We start from the raw sequence: 16,704 nt of genomic DNA on the forward strand, positions 1-16,704 counted from the left end.
GAGGATCGATCCGATGGCATCAAGCATTCGCGTACGCGCCACCGCCAACGGCGACATCACCGAGGTGCAGGCGCTGATCCAGCACCCCATGGATACCGGCCTGGTCAAGGATTCCAAGGGCGAGCTGATCCCGGCGCACTACATCCAGGTGCTGAAGTTCGAATGTAACGGCAAGGACGTCTTCGTCGCCAATTGGGGCACTGCGGTCTCCAAGGACCCCTACGTCAAGTTCAGCTTCAAGGGCGCCAAGAAGGGCGACGACCTCAAGATCTCCTGGACCGACAACAAGGGTGGGTCGGATACGACCACCGCGAAGATCGCGTGATGAAGGCCCGTTTTGCCCTGCTGCTTGGCTCGCTGAGTGCCGCGCTCGTCGCGTTCGCCCTCACCTCTCCGCGCGTGATCGCGGCCGACAAGGTCGATCCCGTTGCCGATGCGAAAGCGTTCCAGAACTTCTTCTTCCAGAAGTTTCCGACCGTGAAGCACGACGATTTCGTCAACGGTCCTTATTCGATGAACGAGGACATGAAGCGGCAGTGGCAGGAAAAGGAAGAATTCCCGCCCTACGAGTTCGCGCTCGATGCCGGCAAGGAGATGTTTTCGACGCCGTTCAAGAACGGCAAGACCTATGCGGACTGCTTCCCGAACGGCGGCATCGGCATCCGCCAGAACTATCCCTACTTCGACACTGGCGAAGGCAAGGTCGTCACGCTGGAGCTCGCGCTCAACCGCTGCCGCGAGGCCAATGGCGAAGCGCCCTATTCCTACGTCAAGGACGAGATGGCCTCGCTGACCGCCTACATGGCGTTCACCTCGCGCGGCAAGCCGATGGACATCAAGATCCCCGATGATCCCCGCGCGCTCGCGGCGTTCGAGAACGGCAAGCGCTATTTCTACACCCGCCGCGGCCAGATGAATTTCTCCTGTGCGAGCTGCCACGTGCAGAGCCCGGGCGAGCGCATTCGCGCCGAGATTTTGGCGCCCGCGCTCGGCATCCTGAACGCGATGCCGATCTACCGCTCCGAGTGGAGCGGCATGGGCACGACCAGCCGCCGCTTCGTCACCTGCAACAGTCAGACCCGCGCGGTTCCGTTGGAGCCGCAGGCGGATGAATATCGCGACGTCGAATATTTCCTCTCCTACGTCGCCAACGGCCTGCCGATATCAGGCCCGGGAGCGCGGCCATGAAGCTGTCACTTGCTCTCGCCATGCTGCTTGCCTTCAGCCTCGCGCCAGCGGCGCGCGCGGCAAATGAGGCGGACTACAAGGCGGCCTATGCCGCTGCGGAGGCCGCCTCCAAGGAGGCTGCCGGCATGCGCAACCAGTGGACCGTGACCGTATCTGCGCTGGCGGCAGCCAGGAAGGCGGCCGACGGCGGCGATTTCGACCGCGCAGTGACCGCAGCCAAGGAAGCCGAAGCGCTGGCGAAGGCGTCGGTTGTCCAGGCCACGTCCGAAAAAGAAGCCTGGAAGGCGATGGAAATCCGCTAGAATAAGATCTCGTGGAACCGTCGAGCTGCCGAGAACAGGCGCGGAGATTTTTTGGATGGCCATCCGCCGCCGCGACTTCCTGAAGGGCACAGCCGCTGCTGCCGCATCGATTGGCCTGCCGCGGCTTGCGCGCGGGGCCGACAATGCGAGCATTTACGACCTCGAACGGTTCGGCAATGCGCGGATCCTGCACATCACCGACACGCACGCGCAGCTCAATCCGGTGTATTTCCGAGAGCCCAGCGTCAATATCGGCATCGGCGAGATGGCGGGACAGCCGCCGCACCTGGTCGGCCGCGCGTTTCTCGAACGTTTCGGCATCCGGCCCGACAGCGCCGATGCCTATGCCTTCAGCTGCTTCGAGTTCGAGAAGTCGGCCGGCCGGTTCGGCAAGCTCGGCGGCTTCGCCCATCTGAAGACGCTGGTGGATCGCCTGCGCAGCGATGCCGGCGAAAAGCACGCCGTGCTGGTCGACGGCGGCGATCTCTGGCAGGGCACGGGGCTTGCCAACGTCACGCAGGGCCGCGACATGGTCGAGGTCGCCAACCTGCTCGGCATCGAGGCGATGACCGGACATTGGGAATTCACCTATGGCGAGCAGGTGCTGCGCGAGAATCTCGAGCGCTTCAAGGGCGAGTTTCTGGCGCAGAACGTCTTCCTGACCGAGGAAGCCGCATTCAACGACGCCCGCGCCTTCGACAAGGCTACGGGACGCGTGTTCAAGCCCTCCGTGATCAAGGAGCTTGGCGGCCATCGCGTCGCGATCGTCGGCCAGGCCTTCCCTTACGTTCCGATCGCGCATCCCAAGCGGTTCACGCCGGACTGGACCTTTGGTATTCGCGAGGAAGAGCTGCAGAAGCATGTCGATGCCTTGCGCAACACCGACAAGGTCGATGCGGTCATCCTGCTGTCGCACAACGGCATGGATGTCGACCTCAAGCTCGCAAGCCGCGTCACCGGCATCGACGTCATCCTCGGCGGCCATACCCATGACGCCGTGCCGCAGCCGATTGCCGTGAAGAACGCCGGCGGCACGACACTCGTCACCAATGCCGGCTCCAACGGAAAATTTCTCGCGGTGCTCGATCTCGCGCTCGACAAGGGTAAGGTCAATGACATCCACTATCATTTGCTGCCGGTCTATTCCGAGCTGCTGAAGCCGGACCCTGCGATGGCCGAGCTGATCGGCCGGCTGCGCGCGCCGCATGTCACCGACTGGTCGGAGAAGATCGCAACGCCAGACCGCCTGCTGTATCGGCGCGACAATTTTGCCGGCCCCATGGACGAGCTGATCTGCGCCGCGCTGCGCACCGAGCTCGACACCGAGATCGCGCTGTCGCCGGGCTTCCGCTGGGGCGTCACCGCGCTGTCCGGCCAGCCGCTAACCATGGAGGATGTGCTCGCAGAAACCGCGATCACTTATCCCGAGACCTACGTGCAGGAGATGACCGGCGCAGAGATCAAGGACGTGCTGGAAGACATCTGCGACAACCTCTTCAACCCCGACCCCTATTACCAGCAGGGTGGCGACATGGTGCGGGCCGGCGGGCTCAGCTACACCTGCACGCCGACCGCGGCGATCGGCAGCCGCATCTCCGAGCTGAAGCTCAGGGACGGCAAGGCGCTCAGCGCGAGCCACCGCTACAAGGTCGCGGGCTGGGCCTCGGTCAACGGCCAGCAGGGCGCACCGGTGTGGGATGTCGTCGGCAAATATCTGCGCTCGGGCCGGATGTTGCAGGAGCGGCTCGGCTCCGGCGTCACGCTGAAAGGCGTCGACGGCAATCCGGGCATTGCAGGACAGGGATGATGCGGCCGCAAATCTTTTCCGCGATGCTGCTGGCGTTGCTCGCATGGGCGGTGCTGCCGCCGATTTTTGCGCAGCACGCGCCGCTCCAGGACAAGCCGTTCGCCGAGCACAAGATCGTGCTTCAACTCTCCGACGGCGATGCCAAGAAGCAGGCGCTGGTGCTGAGCGTCGCCAACAATCTCCTCAAGGCCTACGACCCCGACAAGGTCGCGATCGAGGTGGTCGCGTTCGGCCCCGGCATCGACCTGCTGTTGTCAGGCAGCGAGCGCCGCAAGCAGGTCGAAAGCCTGATCGCGCAGGGCGTGCGGTTCGATATCTGCCTGAACACAGTCGACACGATCGAGCGCGAGACCGGAAAACGGCCGGAGTTCATTCCGGCGGCGACACCGGTGCAGGTCGGCGTCGGGCAGATCCTGTTCCTGGCGGAGAACGGGTACACGGTGGTGAGGCCGTAAGGGCTTCCGCCGCGCCTCATTCACCGCTGTCATTCCTCGCGAAAGCGGGGAATCCAGTACGCCCCGACTTCTCCGTACCCCTCGCCGCCTCTGGAATACTGGATCGCCCGCTCCAGTGCGCGATTGCGCACAAGGCGGGCGATGACAGCGAGCATGTGGCGGGCACCGGCCTCATCACGCACAATAAAAATTTTCTAAATCTTCTTGCCATGCAGTGGATTACTTCTCTTTATAGTCCCAAATGTAGTAGAATCCTCGAAGCCAACTCACGCCGGGTCCTGCCATGATCTTCCGCCAGCTCTTCGACAGCGTTTCGGGCACCTACAGCTACGTCCTCGCCAGCCGTCCCGGCGGCGAGGCACTGATCCTCGATCCCGTGCTGGAGAAGGTCGACCGCTACTGCCAGCTATTGCGTGAGCTCGACCTCAAGCTGGTCAAGGCGGTCGACACCCATCTGCATGCCGACCACGTCACCGGGCTCGGCGAGCTGCGCGACCGCACCCATTGCATGACCGTGATGGGCGACCAGACCAAGGCCGACGTGGTGGCGATGCGGGTCGCCGACGGCGACAAGGTGACGATCGAGGGCCTGTCGCTCGACGTGATGTACACGCCCGGCCACACCGACGATTCCTATTCCTATTTGATGGGCGACCGCGTCTTCACCGGCGATACGCTGCTGATCCGCGGCACCGGCCGCACCGACTTCCAGAACGGGTCGTCGCGCGCGCAATACGAATCGATCTTCAACCGCCTGCTGAAGCTGCCGGACGAGACGATGGTGTTCCCGGCACACGACTACAAGGGCGACACCGTCTCCACCATCGGCGAGGAGAAACGCTACAATCCGCGGCTCCAGGTGCGCTCGGTCGACGAATATATCGAGCTGATGGCGAACCTGAAGCTGCCCAATCCAAAGATGATGGACGTCGCGGTGCCCGCCAACATGCATGTCGGCCTGCATCAGGAGGAGCTGGAGAAAGAGGGCCGCGCGCTCAGCGCGGTCGAGGCGATCAGCTCGCTCGGCCGGCCCGACATCCTGCTGGTCGATCTGCGCGAGACCAATGAGCGGATGAAGCACGGCATGCTGGAGGGCGCGCTGCATACGCCCTATCCGTCCGTTGAAGACAGCCTCAAGCCCGGTGGCATGCTGCGCGAGGTCGCAGCCTCAACCGGCCGCCGCGTCGTGTTCTTCTGCGCTTTCGGCGAACGCTCGGCGATGGCTGTCACCGCCGCCAAGGCAGCCGGGCTCACCAACACCGCCCACATCGCCGGCGGCATCGACGCCTGGAAGAAGGCGGGCGGGCCGGTGCTGCACTGACGGCGCAGGCTTGCGATAGGTCAGGAACTGCACATATCCTCCTGGTAAGACGGGTGCAGCATCACCATCCGGGACCAGCCATGGCCAAGATCGGCAAGCCGAGCAAGCCGCCCAAAATTGCGGACAACAAGCAAGCGGATGACAAGGCGAAAAAGCCTCCGCCTCCACGCGAGATCGACGACGATTACGAAGACGGCGATTTTGTTTCGCCGAAGCGCGATCGCGATGGGAATGATGATGAGCCGTTGTGAGGGGGTACGAGGCTCACCTCACGCATGGTGCGTTCCCTCCCCCCTTGCGGGGGAGGGTTAGGGAGAGGGGTGCCACACGGCACACTCTTTCAAGATCGCGACGATTCTTGCACGACGACCGACAGACCGTTTGCTGGGCTACCCCTCTCCCCCGCCCTCCCCCGCAAGGGGGGAGGGAGCGCAGTTTGCCCGACTGCACCGCCGAGCGATCACTGAGATCGCAGCACCCCACCCGCACTACCTGCCATGCGCCTGCGTTCATGGACAAATAACCGCTCTCCCCGATAGTTTGCGCGTCTCTCAAGGACGTGAAACGGAACTACGATGGTCGACGTTCTCGCCGCACCGCAACAAGGCAAGGCGGACAGCGCGCTGCGCACGCTGACCGGAATCTCGATCGCGCATTGGGTCAGCCATTTCCATCTGCTGGTCCTGCCGATGCTGTTTCCGTTCCTCAAGAGCCAGCTCGGCGTCGGCTATATCGAGCTCGGCTTCGCACTCACTGTGTCAGCGGTCGTATCCGGCCTGACGCAAGCGCCGACCGGCTATCTCGTCGATCATTTTGGTGCGCGCAGAATCCTGCTGGCCGGGCTGACGCTCGGCGGCTTCGCGCTGATCCTGCTCGGCCTGCACCTCAGCTACGCCTCGCTGATTGCCTGCGCGGTGCTGCTGGGTCTTGCCAACAGCGTCTACCATCCCGCCGACTACGCCATCCTCGCCGAGCATATGGATGAGGCGCGGATGGGCCGCGCGTTCTCGATCCACACCTTTGCCGGCTATCTCGGCGGCGCGCTGGCACCGGCGATCGTTGCGGCCCTCATCACCATCTCTGGCGGGACAGGCGCCATCATCGCTTCGGGCGCAATCGGCGTGCTGGTGGCGTTGCTGCTGGTCGTCATGAACATTCCCGATGCCGGCGCCCACAAGAAAAAGCCGGGCGACGAGAACGCGCCGAAGCAGGCGGTGATCACGCCGGCGCTGATCACGCTCACCATGCTGTTCATGCTGCTCAGCCTCTCGGTCGCCGGCATCAACAATTTCGGCGTGGTCGCGCTGATGAGCGGCTATGGCGCGACCTATTCCATCGCCAACGTCGCGCTGACGGCGTTCCTCGGCTCTAGCGCCGTGGGCGTGCTCGCGGGCGGCTTCCTCGCCGATTACACCGAGCGCCATGGCTATGTCGCAGCCGCCTGCTTTGCGGCGAATGCGGCGATCGTGCTGCTGATCGCACTGGTGACGCTGCCGGGTTGGGCTTTGACCGTCACGATGGCGACCGCGGGCTTCCTCTCCGGCGTCATCGCGCCGTCGCGGGACATGCTGGTGCGCAACGCCGCGCCTCCCGGTGCAGCGGGGCGCGCCTTCGGCATCGTCTCCACTGGCTTCAATCTCGGCGGCATCGTCTCACCGCTGCTGTTCGGCTGGATCATGGACCAGAGCGCGCCGCACTGGGTGTTCGGGGCGTCGGTGATCTTCATGCTGGCCACGGTGGTGCTGTCGCCGTTCACGGAGCGGAAGCCGCAAGGCAAGGCTTGAGCAACGAATTCAACTGTCGTCCCTGCGAAAGCAGGGACCCATAATCCCAGGGAGAAATTGGCGGCGCGGACTGGTCACCAAGAGTCTTCGCCAGATAGCTCCCTGTGGTTATGGGTCCCGGATCTTCGCTTCGCTCGTCCGGGACGACGAGCCGTTAAAGCCAAAACACAACAAAACAAAACGGGAAGAAACATCATGAGCACCCCTGATCTCGTGATCCGCGGCGGCACTGTCGCGGACGGTCGCGGCGGCGAGCTGTTCGAGGCCGACGTCGCCATCACCGGCGGCAAGATCAGCGAGGTCGGCAAGGTCTCGGCCAAAGGCAACGAGGAGATCGACGCACGCGGGAAACTCGTGACGCCGGGCTTCGTCGACGTCCACACGCATTATGACGGCCAGGTCACCTGGAGCCAAGACATCACGCCGTCGTCGCAGAACGGCGTCACCACCGCGATCATGGGCAATTGCGGCGTCGGCTTTGCACCGTGCAAGCCCGCCGACCACACCCGCCTGATCCAGCTCATGGAAGGCGTCGAGGACATTCCCGAGCCTGTCCTGAGCGCCGGCATTCCCTGGGCCTGGGAGAGCTTTCCGGATTACATGAACTGGCTTTCCAGGCGCGATTTCGACATCGACGTCGGCGCGCAGCTGCCGCACGCGGCGCTGCGCGTCTATGTCATGGGCGAGCGCGGCGCGCGCCGCGATCCCTCCACAGCCGAAGACAACGCGGCGATGGCGAAGCTCGCGGGTGAAGCCGTACGTTCCGGCGCACTCGGCTTCTCGACCTCGCGCACGCTCAACCACCGCACCTCGACCGGCGATTTCACGCCGACGCTGAAGGCCGGCGAGGACGAGCTCACCGCGATTGCCGGCGCGATGCACAGCCAGGGCCGCAGCGTGCTGCAATTCGTGCTGGACCTGTCGACCCTCCACGAAGATCTGCCGATGATGCTGCGGGTGGCGGACGCCACGAAATGCCCGATCTCGTTCTCGATCACGCAGAACGACAAGGCGCCAAACCGCTGGCGCCAGACGCTGGACGAGATCAATGCAGCCGCGAAGCGCGGCCTCTCCATCACCGCGCAGATCGCGGCGCGCCCGGTCGGGCTCTTGCTCGGTCTCGAGCTGTCGCGAAACCCGTTCCAGACCCATCCGAGCTACAAGGCGATCGCGCATCTGCCGCTGAAGGAGCGGCTGGCGGCGCTGCATCAGCCGGAGGTGCGCAAAGCCATCTTGAGCGAGACGGCGACCGCGACCGACGACCCGCTGTTTTTCCGGCCCAACTACGACAAGATGTTTTTGCTCGGCGATCCCCCGGATTACGAGCAGCCGCCGGAGAATGCGCTGGGCCCGCAGGCGCGCAAGCAGGGCCGCCAGCCGGAGGAGCTCGCCTACGACGCGATGCTGTCGGACGAGGGCCGCGGCATGCTCTACGTGCCGTTCCTCAACTATGCCGACGGCAATCTCGATGCGACGCGCGAGATGCTGATCGATCCGCAATCGGTGCCGGGCCTGTCTGACGGCGGCGCCCATTGCGGCATTATCTGCGATGCCAGCTTCCCGACCTATCTGCTGACGCACTGGACGCGTGACCGCAAGCGCGGCGAGAAGCTGACAATCCCGTTCGTGGTCGCCGCACAGTCGCGCAAGACCGCGCTGTCGGTCGGCCTCACCGATCGCGGGCTGATCGCGCCGGGCTACAAGGCGGATGTGAACGTGATCGACTACGACCGCCTGCATCTGCATCCGCCGAAGGTGCATTACGATCTGCCGGTCGGCGGGCGGCGGCTGTTGCAGGACGTCGATGGCTACGAGGCGACGATCGTCTCGGGTGTCGTGACGCGGCGGCACGGTGAGGCGACGGGACGCCGGCCGGGGAAGCTGATTCGGGGCGCGCAGGGGATGAATTAAACGAGGAGCTGCTTACCCTCCCCTGGAGGGGGAGGGTCGGCTCACATGGAGCGCAGCGGAATGTGAGACGGGGTGGGGTGACAGTCTCTCCGCACGGAACAGTGCCCGTGTTGAGAGATCACCCCACCCCGCTCGCGCTTCGCACGATCGACCCTCCCCCTCCAGGGGAGGGTAAGACAACCCGCCCTCTTACGTCGGCGACACCGCGCCCTTCAGAGGAGCTGCCTGCGGAGCGGCACCGCGCGTCAGCCTGGCCTTTTCCGTGTTCGGCCAGAGCAGCAGCAGGCCGATGACACCGGAGCCGACCATGACCACCGCGTTGATGGTGAAGCCGGTCAGGTAGCCGTCGAGCATGGCGCCGGCGCGCTGGATCACGGTGCCCATCACCATCGGCGCGATGATGCCCGAGAGCGTATAGAGCGCACCGTAGATCGCGAGGACCGCGCCGCGCTGCGACGCCGGCGTGAACTCACCGAGCATCGGCGGGCAGACGACATAGATGGCGCCGCACAGGCCGGAGCCGACGACGAGCAGCGCGATCTGGAGACCAGCGCCGGTGACATGCGGCATCATCGCCAGGATCAGGCCGCCGATGATCAGCGGCACCGAGCCGAGCACGCCGCGCGAGATGCGCGTGGTGTAGCCGCGCGCGTTCATGACCTGCGAGATCCAGCCGGTGAGGATGACGACGGTCGCGCCGAACACCCAGGGCAGGATCGAGATGAAGCCGGCCTGGCTTTGCGAGAAGCCAAGGCCCTTCACAATGAACGGCGTGAACCAGGTGAGGCCGAGCGACAGCGCCCAATAGGCGCCGAAGGTCGCGATCACGCAGCCGACGAAGGTGCGCGAGGTCAGCAGGTGCAAATAGGGAATTTTCGCCTCGGTTACAGCGAGGACCTGCGTGTCCTCCAGCGGGCCTTCCTCGCCGAAGGTGAGCCAGGCGCAGACCCACATCAGACCGACGACACCGAGCGCGCCGAAGGCATAATGCCAGGAATGATTGACGATGACCCAGTTCAGCGCCGGCACCGCGAGAATGACGCCGAAGGCCGAGCCCTGCGACAGGATCGCGGTCGGCAGCGTGCGCTTCTCATCCGGGAACCATTTGTAGATCGCGTGCGCGGCGACCGAGAAGGCCGGGCCTTCGCCGGCGCCCAGCACGATGCGGCAGATCAGGAGCGTGGTAAACGAGACGGTGCCGACCATCGGAAACTGCGCCAGCGCCCAGATCACCGCCAGCGTCAGCAGCACCCAGCGCGTCGGCACCTTGTTGACGATGAAGCCGACCACGATGGCCGAGATCGAGAACAGGAAGAAGAACGAGGAGCCTAGCAGGCCGAATTGCTCGGCGCTGAGCTTCATGTCGGTCATGATCGGCACGCCGGCGAGTCCGACGACAATCTTGTCCGCGAAGTTCACGACCATGAAGAGAAAGAGGAGAAAAGTGACGGTCCAGGCGCCTTTCGGCGTTGCCTTGGAATCCCCTGCCGTCTTACCCGCCGCGGACGGCGTTCCCTGAGCGCTCATCATTCTCCCCGTATGTCTTTATTGTCGGCACTTTTTGATTTGGCCGTTTTGGGAGCTAACAACGGCTTCAAGGCCAACGCAACCCCGGCATTTCCACGGCAAGTGTGCTACGCAGCATTGAGTTAATTCCGTCCGGCGCATTGACCTTGCTGAGCATCCGAAACCTCTCAAAGACCTTCTCCTCGGCCGGCGAGCCGGTCCATGTGCTGCGCGGCGTCGACCTTGACCTCAAGGCTGGCGAACGCGTCGCGCTGACAGGCGAATCCGGCAGCGGCAAGAGCACGCTGCTGCACCTGATCGCGGGGCTCGATGCCGCCGATGGCGGCTCGATCCGGCTGGAGGACACCGAGGTCACCAAACTCTCCGATGCGGGGCGCGCGGGGCTGCGGCGCGACCGGATCGGCCTCGTGTTCCAGCAGTTCAACCTGATCCCGAGCCTGTCGGTGGCGGACAATCTAGCCTTCCAGGCGCGGATCGCCGGCCGGCATGATGCGGCCTGGACAAAAGAGCTGGTCGAGCGGCTCGGGCTCGACGGCCTGCTCAAGCGTTATCCAGAGCAATTATCAGGCGGCCAGCAGCAGCGGGTCGCGATCGGCCGGGCGCTGGCGACAAAGCCGTCGCTGCTGCTCGCCGACGAGCCGACCGGCAATCTGGATGAAGCGACCGCCGAAGGCGTGCTGGCGCTGACGCGCGATCTCGTCAGCCGCACCGGCTGCGGCTTCCTGATGGTGACGCACAGCCTGCATCTGGCCGGCACGCTCGACCGCCACCTCACCTTGCATGCGGGGCGGATCGCATGAGGCGCGCGCTGTGGGTCCTCGCGGTGCTCCTGAGCCACTGGCGGCGGCACAAGATGCAGTTCGCGACGCTGCTGATCGGCCTGATCGCGGCAACCGCATTGTGGAGCGGCGTGCAGGCCATCAACCAGCAGGCCCGCAATGCCTATGACCGCGCCGCGGCGACATTCGGCGGCGTGCGCACGGCGATGCTGGTTGCGCCTGACGCGGCGACCTTTTCGCAAGGCCTGTTCGTCAAGCTTCGCCGCGCGGGCTGGCCGGTCTCGCCGGTGCTGGAAGGCCGCGTCCAGGTCAACGGACGTTCGGTGCGGCTGCTCGGCATCGAGCCGGTGACGATGCCGGCGGACGTCGGCAACGCGCCGCGCCTCGGTGCTTCGGATCTGAGCAGCTTCGTCGCGCCTCCGGGCCAGACGCTGGTGGCGCGCGAAACGCTCGCTGACATGCAGGAACAGGAGGGCGCGGCACCGCCGATCAGCAGCGGCGCAAAACTGCCGCCGCTGCGCGTGCTGCCGCAGCTCGTGCCCGACGTTCTGGTCGTGGACATCGGCGTGGCGCAGCGGCTGCTCAACAAGCCGGATCAGGTGTCGCGGCTGCTGATCGGCAAAGCGAAGGGCAGGCCGGCGCCGCTGGCCAGCATCGTCAGCGGGCAGTTGCAGCGGGTCGAGCCGAATGCGGAGACGGAGCTGGAGCGCCTCACCGATAGCTTCCATCTCAACCTCACGGCCTTCGGCCTGCTGTCGTTCTTCGTCGGCCTCTTCATCGTCAACTCGGCCGTCGGCCTCGCCTTCGAGCAGCGGTTGCCGATGCTGCGCACGCTGCGGGCCTGCGGGGCCTCGGCGCGGCTGGTCAACACGGTGCTGGTGATCGAGCTGGTGGCGCTGGCGCTGGTCGCAGGATTGATCGGGCTCGTCTGCGGCTATTTCATCGCAGCCGCGCTGCTGCCCGACGTCGCGGCCTCGCTGCGCGGGCTCTATGGCGCGCAGATCCCCGGGCAGCTCGCGCTGCGCTCGGAGTGGTGGCTCGCCGGCATCGGCATCAGCATCGCGGGCGCGCTGGTGGCGGCGGCGACGAGCCTGATCAAGGCCATCAGGATGCCGGTGCTGGCGACCGCGCAGCCGCGCGCCTGGCAGCAGCGGCAGCGGCGCTGGCTGATCCTGCAAAGCCTTGCTGCCTGCGCCGTGTTTGCGGTCGCGCTGCTGTTGCTTCACTACGGACAATCGCTGATCGCCGGCTTCGGCGTACTCGCGGCGCTGATGCTCGGTGCGGCACTGATCCTGCCGGCCTTCCTCGAGATCATCCTGCTCATCGGCCAGCGCTGGTCGCGCGGACCGCTGTCGCTTTGGTTCTGGGCGGACAGCCGGCAACAGCTCTCCGGACTGTCGCTCGCGCTGATGGCGCTGCTGCTCGCGCTGGCCGTCAATGTCGGGGTCTCCACCATGGTGGAGACCTTCAGCCGCACTTTCCTCGGCTGGCTCAACGGGCGGCTCGCAGCCGACGTCTACATCAGCGCCTCCGACAATTCGCAAGGCGTTGCGATCCGCGACTGGCTGAAGGAGCGCAGCGATGTCCAGGCGATCCTGTCGGGCGGGCGCGCCGAGGCGCAGGTCCAGGGCCAGCCGGTGGAATTGCTCGGCCTGCCCGATCACGCGCTCTATCGCGAGCGCTGGCCGCTGCTGGAGACCGCGCCGAGGGCGTGGACCCAGCTGGTGCCGGGCAATGCCGCCTTCATCAGCGAGCAGTTGAGCCGCCGCCTCAATGTCCGTGTCGGCGACGTCATCGAGGTGCCGGCGCCCGGCGGGACCTGGGAGCTCGATATCGTCGGCATCTATGCCGATTACGGCAATCCCAAGGGGCAGCTCGCGGTGAATGTCGCGGCGCTGATCCGGCACTTTCCGCAGACGCCGCAGACACGGATCGGCCTGATCGTCGCGAAGCAGGATATCCCAGGCTTGATCGCGGCCCTACAGAAGCAGTTTGCGCTCGATGATCGCAGCGTTGCCGACCAGGCGACGGTGAAGGCGGAATCGATCCGCATCTTCAACCGCACCTTCGCGGTGACATCGGCGCTGAATGCGTTCACGCTCGGCGTCGCCGGCATCGCACTTTTGACCAGTCTCCTGACGCTGGCGAATTCCCGCCTGCCGCAGCTTGCGCCGCTGTGGGCGATCGGCCTCACGCGCCCGCGCCTTGCCGCGATCGAATTGACCAAGACGCTCTCCGTTGCGCTGTTCACGTCCCTGCTGGCCGTGCCGCTCGGCCTGTTGGTGGCGTGGTGCCTGATCGCCATCGTCAACGTGAAGGCGTTCGGCTGGCGGCTGCCGTTCCACGTCTTTCCGCTGCAACTGGTCGAGCTGGTTGCGGTCGCGCTGATCGCGTCGCTGCTTGCCGCATTGCTGCCGATGGTGCGGCTGGCGCGGATGCAGCCGGCGAGCCTCGTAAAGGTGTTTGCCAATGAGCGCTGAGACGATCTCGCGGCGCACGTTTGCCGGCGGCATTGCCGCACTCGCGCTCACACGCCGTGCCGGCGCACAAGGCTATGCCGGGCTCGGCGAGACCGCTGACGGCTTTGCGAAGGTCACGCCGGGAAAGCTGTTCACCTTCCCCGCCGATCACGGACCGCATCCGGAGTTTCGCATCGAATGGTGGTATCTGACGGCGAACCTCACCGACAGCAGCGGCGCGGCCTGCGGGCTGCAATGGACACTGTTCCGTCAGGCGGCGCGGCCGGGCCCGCAAGGCGAAGGCTGGGCCAATCAGCAGATCTGGATGGCGCATGCGGCAGTCACGCGCGCCGATACACACCGCTTCAACGAGGTGTTTTCGCGCGGCGGCATCGGGCAGGCCGGCGTCACGGCAAAGCCGTTCGCGGCCTGGATCGACGATTGGGAGATGAAGGGTTTTGAACGCACCGACGATCGCTCCCTGGCGCCACTGACGCTGAAGGCCTCCGGGACAGACTTCAGCTACGCACTGACGCTGGAGGCCGATCGTCCGGTGGTGTTGCAGGGCGATGGCGGCTACAGCCGCAAGTCCGAGCGCGGGCAAGCGTCCTACTATTACAGCCAGCCATTCTATCGCGCGCGCGGCAGCCTCACGATCGACGACAAATCCGTCGATGTCTCGGGCCAGGCCTGGATGGACCGCGAGTGGAGCAGCCAGCCGCTCGATGCCGACCAATCCGGCTGGGATTGGCTGTCGCTGCACCTTTCATCCGGCGACAAGCTGATGCTGTACCGGCTGCGGCAGAAGGACGGCAAGGAGTATCCGTTCGGCAACTGGATCAGCGCCACGGGCGACACGCAGATGATCGCGGGTGGCGATATCCAGATGGTTCCGAAGGCGACCGCCGAGATCGCGGGACGCAAGCTGTCGTTGGAATGGCAGATCGCGATCCCCTCACGATCGTTCTCGATTGCCTGCAAGCCGCTCAATCCAAAGGCCTGGATGGGGACCGGCTTCTCCTATTGGGAGGGACCGATCAGCTTTGCCGGCACGCATGACGGCGTTGGCTATCTCGAGCTGACCGGCTATTGAAGCCCGACCTGCGTAGATTCTGGTTTTGACGCGTATTCCTTGCGCGAACCGGTGTCCACTTCGCTCGAAACGCTTGAGGGAAATCAGCAATGTATCATCTCACCGCCCTCGTCACGCTGCTGGCGATCGCATTTTATTTCTTCACCAGCATCAACGTCTCGCGGGCGCGGACGAGCACCGGCATCAAGGTTCCGGCAACGTCCGGCCATCCGGATTTCGAGCGCGCCTTTCGCATCCAGATGAACACGCTGGAATGGATGCCGATCTTCCTGCCGTCGCTCTGGCTGTTCGCAGTCTATATCGGCGACGCCACCGCTGCCGGGATCGGCGCGGTCTGGATCATCGGCCGCATCGTCTATTTCATCGGCTATTCGAAAGCGGCGGCCAAGCGCGGCCCCGGCTTCGCGATCCAGGTCCTCGCCGCGTTCGCGCTGTGGGTCGGTGCGCTGGGGGCGGTGGTGCTGCGGATGGTGTAAAGGGAAGAATTGTAAGCCGTCATTCCGGGGCGGCGCGCCAGCGCCGAACCCGGAATCTCGAGATTCTCAGGTGCGCAATTGCGCACCATAGTTCGATGCTTCGCATCGCCCCGGAATGACGCTACGCGTCACTTCGTCAGCGGGCAGCCGCTGTCCTTGGCGGCGAAGAACGCCTTGTCGCCAGGGACGGTGGCGAGCAGCTTGTAATAGTCCCACGGCTTCTTCGATTCCGACGGCTTCTTGACCTCGAACAGATACATGTCGTGGACCATGCGGCCGTTCTCGAGCACCTTGCCGCCCTGCGCAAAATCGTCGTCGACCGGAAGCTCCTTCAGCTTCTTGGCGACTGCGTCCGGGTCCTTGGTGCCGGCGGCCTTGACCGCCTTGAGATAGCTGATCGTCGCCGAATAGGTGCCGGCCTGGATCATGTTCGGCATCCGGCTGGTGCGCTTGAAGAAGCGTTCGCCGAAATGGCGGGTGCGATCGTTGAGATCCCAGTAATAGCCCTCGGTCAGCACCAGGCCTTGCGCGGCCTGAAGGCCGAGGCCGTTCACCTCCGCGAGCGTCATCAGGAGGCCGGCAAGCTTCTGGCCGCCCGAGACAATGCCGAACTCGGCCGCCTGCTTGATCGAATTGGTGGTGTCGAGGCCGGCATTGGCGAGGCCGACGATCTTCGCCTTCGAGCTCTGCGCCTGGAGCAGGAAGGAGGAGAAGTCCGAGGAGTTGAGCGGCACGCGCACCGAGCCGACCACCTTGCCGCCATTGGCGGTGACGATCTCGCTGGTGTCCTTTTCCAGCGCGTAGCCGAAGGCGTAATCGGCGGTGAGGAAGAACCAGGTGTCGCCGCCGGCCTTGGTCAGCGCACCGCCGGTGCCGACGCCGAGCGCGCGGGTGTCATAGGCCCAGTGGAAGCCGTAGGGCTGGCAGGCATCGCCGGTGAGGCGCGAGGTCGCGGCGCCGACGACGATGTCGATCTTCTTCTTTTCCTTGGAGAGCTCGTGGATCGCGAGCGCGACCGAGGAGGTCGTCAGCTCGGTGATCATGTCGACATTCTCGACGTCGTACCAGCGCCGCGCGATCGAGGCGGCGAGATCCGGCTTGTTCTGGTGATCGGCCGTGACCATCTCGATCTTCTGGCCCAGCACTTCGCCGCCGAAATCCTCGATCGCCATCTTGGCGGCTTCGACCGAATATTTTCCGCCGTAATCGGCATAGACGCCGGACTGGTCGTTGAGGATGCCGATCTTGACGCCCTGCGCGAAGGCCGGCGCAGCCAGCAACAGGGCAGACGTTGCGACAGCGGCCAAAAGTGCTGATTTCATGTGTTAGCTCCCAGCAGTATTCTGTTTTGAAATCGCGCGGATACTAGTGAAGAACACCGGCGATGCCCATCCATTTCGGCGTAGGCCGTTAGTATGGGCGGGAGGCATGGGAAGCTTTGCACCCAACAACCGGTGTCGTCCCGGACAAACGAAGCGAAGCGGAGTGCAGATCCGGGACCCATAACCATAGGGAGAGGTTTGGCGAAGACTCGTGGTTGCCCCTTTACCCCACACGCCCCCCTGGGGTTATGGGTCCCCGCTTTCGCGGGGACGACACTGT

The 16,704-nt window shown here is 64.8% G+C and carries 15 protein-coding genes; 13 read left to right on the forward strand and 2 right to left on the reverse strand.

The window, feature by feature from the left end:
• Window positions 1–13 precede the first annotated feature (13 nt).
• From soxZ to NLM25_RS43005, 9 genes are all read left to right on the forward strand, one after another.
• Window positions 14–325, forward strand: coding sequence for a thiosulfate oxidation carrier complex protein SoxZ (gene soxZ / locus NLM25_RS42965; RefSeq protein ID WP_254123954.1), 312 nt, complete (start codon window positions 14–16; stop codon window positions 323–325).
• Window positions 325–1,188, forward strand: coding sequence for a sulfur oxidation c-type cytochrome SoxA (gene soxA / locus NLM25_RS42970; RefSeq protein ID WP_254140954.1), 864 nt, complete (start codon window positions 325–327; stop codon window positions 1,186–1,188). The genes soxZ and soxA overlap by 1 nt, the downstream gene beginning before the upstream one ends.
• Entirely contained in the window at window positions 1,185–1,490 is a 306-nt protein-coding gene (locus NLM25_RS42975) for a hypothetical protein (RefSeq protein WP_254140955.1), read from the forward strand. Before soxA ends, NLM25_RS42975 begins: the two co-directional genes overlap by 4 nt.
• 55 nt (window positions 1,491–1,545) lie before the next feature.
• Window positions 1,546–3,297 carry a thiosulfohydrolase SoxB gene (soxB, locus tag NLM25_RS42980; RefSeq protein WP_254140956.1) on the forward strand — a complete coding sequence of 584 codons (1,752 nt, stop codon included), beginning with the start codon at window positions 1,546–1,548 and terminating at the stop codon, window positions 3,295–3,297.
• The gene (locus NLM25_RS42985; RefSeq protein WP_254140957.1) at window positions 3,294–3,752 is read left to right on the forward strand and encodes a hypothetical protein; all 459 of its coding nucleotides are present in this window, start codon (window positions 3,294–3,296) and stop codon (window positions 3,750–3,752) included. Before soxB ends, NLM25_RS42985 begins: the two co-directional genes overlap by 4 nt.
• Before the next feature lie 283 nt (window positions 3,753–4,035).
• On the forward strand, window positions 4,036–5,073 hold the full coding sequence (locus NLM25_RS42990) for an MBL fold metallo-hydrolase (RefSeq protein WP_254140958.1): 1,038 nt from the start codon (window positions 4,036–4,038) through the stop codon (window positions 5,071–5,073).
• Window positions 5,074–5,153: 80 nt separating this feature from the next.
• Entirely contained in the window at window positions 5,154–5,324 is a 171-nt protein-coding gene (locus NLM25_RS42995; protein ID WP_254140959.1) for a hypothetical protein, read from the forward strand.
• Between the two features lie 324 nt (window positions 5,325–5,648).
• Window positions 5,649–6,857 carry an MFS transporter gene (locus NLM25_RS43000; RefSeq protein WP_254140960.1) on the forward strand — a complete coding sequence of 403 codons (1,209 nt, stop codon included), beginning with the start codon at window positions 5,649–5,651 and terminating at the stop codon, window positions 6,855–6,857.
• 195 nt (window positions 6,858–7,052) lie between these two features.
• Window positions 7,053–8,768: an amidohydrolase family protein gene (locus NLM25_RS43005; RefSeq protein WP_254140961.1), complete on the forward strand. Its 1,716-nt coding sequence runs from the start codon at window positions 7,053–7,055 to the stop codon at window positions 8,766–8,768.
• Window positions 8,769–8,957: 189 nt separating this feature from the next.
• On the opposite strand, the gene NLM25_RS43010 is transcribed toward NLM25_RS43005, so the two are convergent.
• On the reverse strand, window positions 8,958–10,295 hold the full coding sequence (locus NLM25_RS43010; protein WP_254140962.1) for an MFS transporter: 1,338 nt from the start codon (window positions 10,293–10,295) through the stop codon (window positions 8,958–8,960).
• A 146-nt stretch (window positions 10,296–10,441) separates the two neighbouring features.
• Between NLM25_RS43010 and NLM25_RS43015 the strand changes: the two genes are divergently transcribed.
• The 4 genes from NLM25_RS43015 to NLM25_RS43030 all read left to right on the forward strand — a co-directional run bounded on the left by NLM25_RS43015 (window position 10,442) and on the right by NLM25_RS43030 (window position 15,102).
• A complete protein-coding gene (locus tag NLM25_RS43015; protein ID WP_254140963.1) occupies window positions 10,442–11,095 on the forward strand; it encodes an ABC transporter ATP-binding protein in 654 nt (217 codons plus the stop codon).
• A complete protein-coding gene (locus NLM25_RS43020; RefSeq protein ID WP_254140964.1) occupies window positions 11,092–13,554 on the forward strand; it encodes an ABC transporter permease in 2,463 nt (820 codons plus the stop codon). The genes NLM25_RS43015 and NLM25_RS43020 overlap by 4 nt, the downstream gene beginning before the upstream one ends.
• Window positions 13,544–14,626 carry a lipocalin-like domain-containing protein gene (locus tag NLM25_RS43025; RefSeq protein WP_254140965.1) on the forward strand — a complete coding sequence of 361 codons (1,083 nt, stop codon included), beginning with the start codon at window positions 13,544–13,546 and terminating at the stop codon, window positions 14,624–14,626. The genes NLM25_RS43020 and NLM25_RS43025 overlap by 11 nt, the downstream gene beginning before the upstream one ends.
• Window positions 14,627–14,715: 89 nt before the next feature.
• Window positions 14,716–15,102, forward strand: a complete 387-nt coding sequence (locus NLM25_RS43030; protein ID WP_254140966.1) for an MAPEG family protein — start codon at window positions 14,716–14,718, stop codon at window positions 15,100–15,102.
• Between the two features lie 128 nt (window positions 15,103–15,230).
• Here NLM25_RS43030 and NLM25_RS43035 read toward each other — a convergent pair whose 3' ends face one another.
• Entirely contained in the window at window positions 15,231–16,424 is a 1,194-nt protein-coding gene (locus tag NLM25_RS43035; protein ID WP_254140967.1) for an ABC transporter substrate-binding protein, read from the reverse strand.
• Window positions 16,425–16,704: the final 280 nt, after the last annotated feature.

Origin of the sequence: Bradyrhizobium sp. CCGB01 (genome assembly GCF_024199795.1) — a bacterium.
Taxonomy (GTDB): Bacteria; Pseudomonadota; Alphaproteobacteria; order Rhizobiales; family Xanthobacteraceae; genus Bradyrhizobium.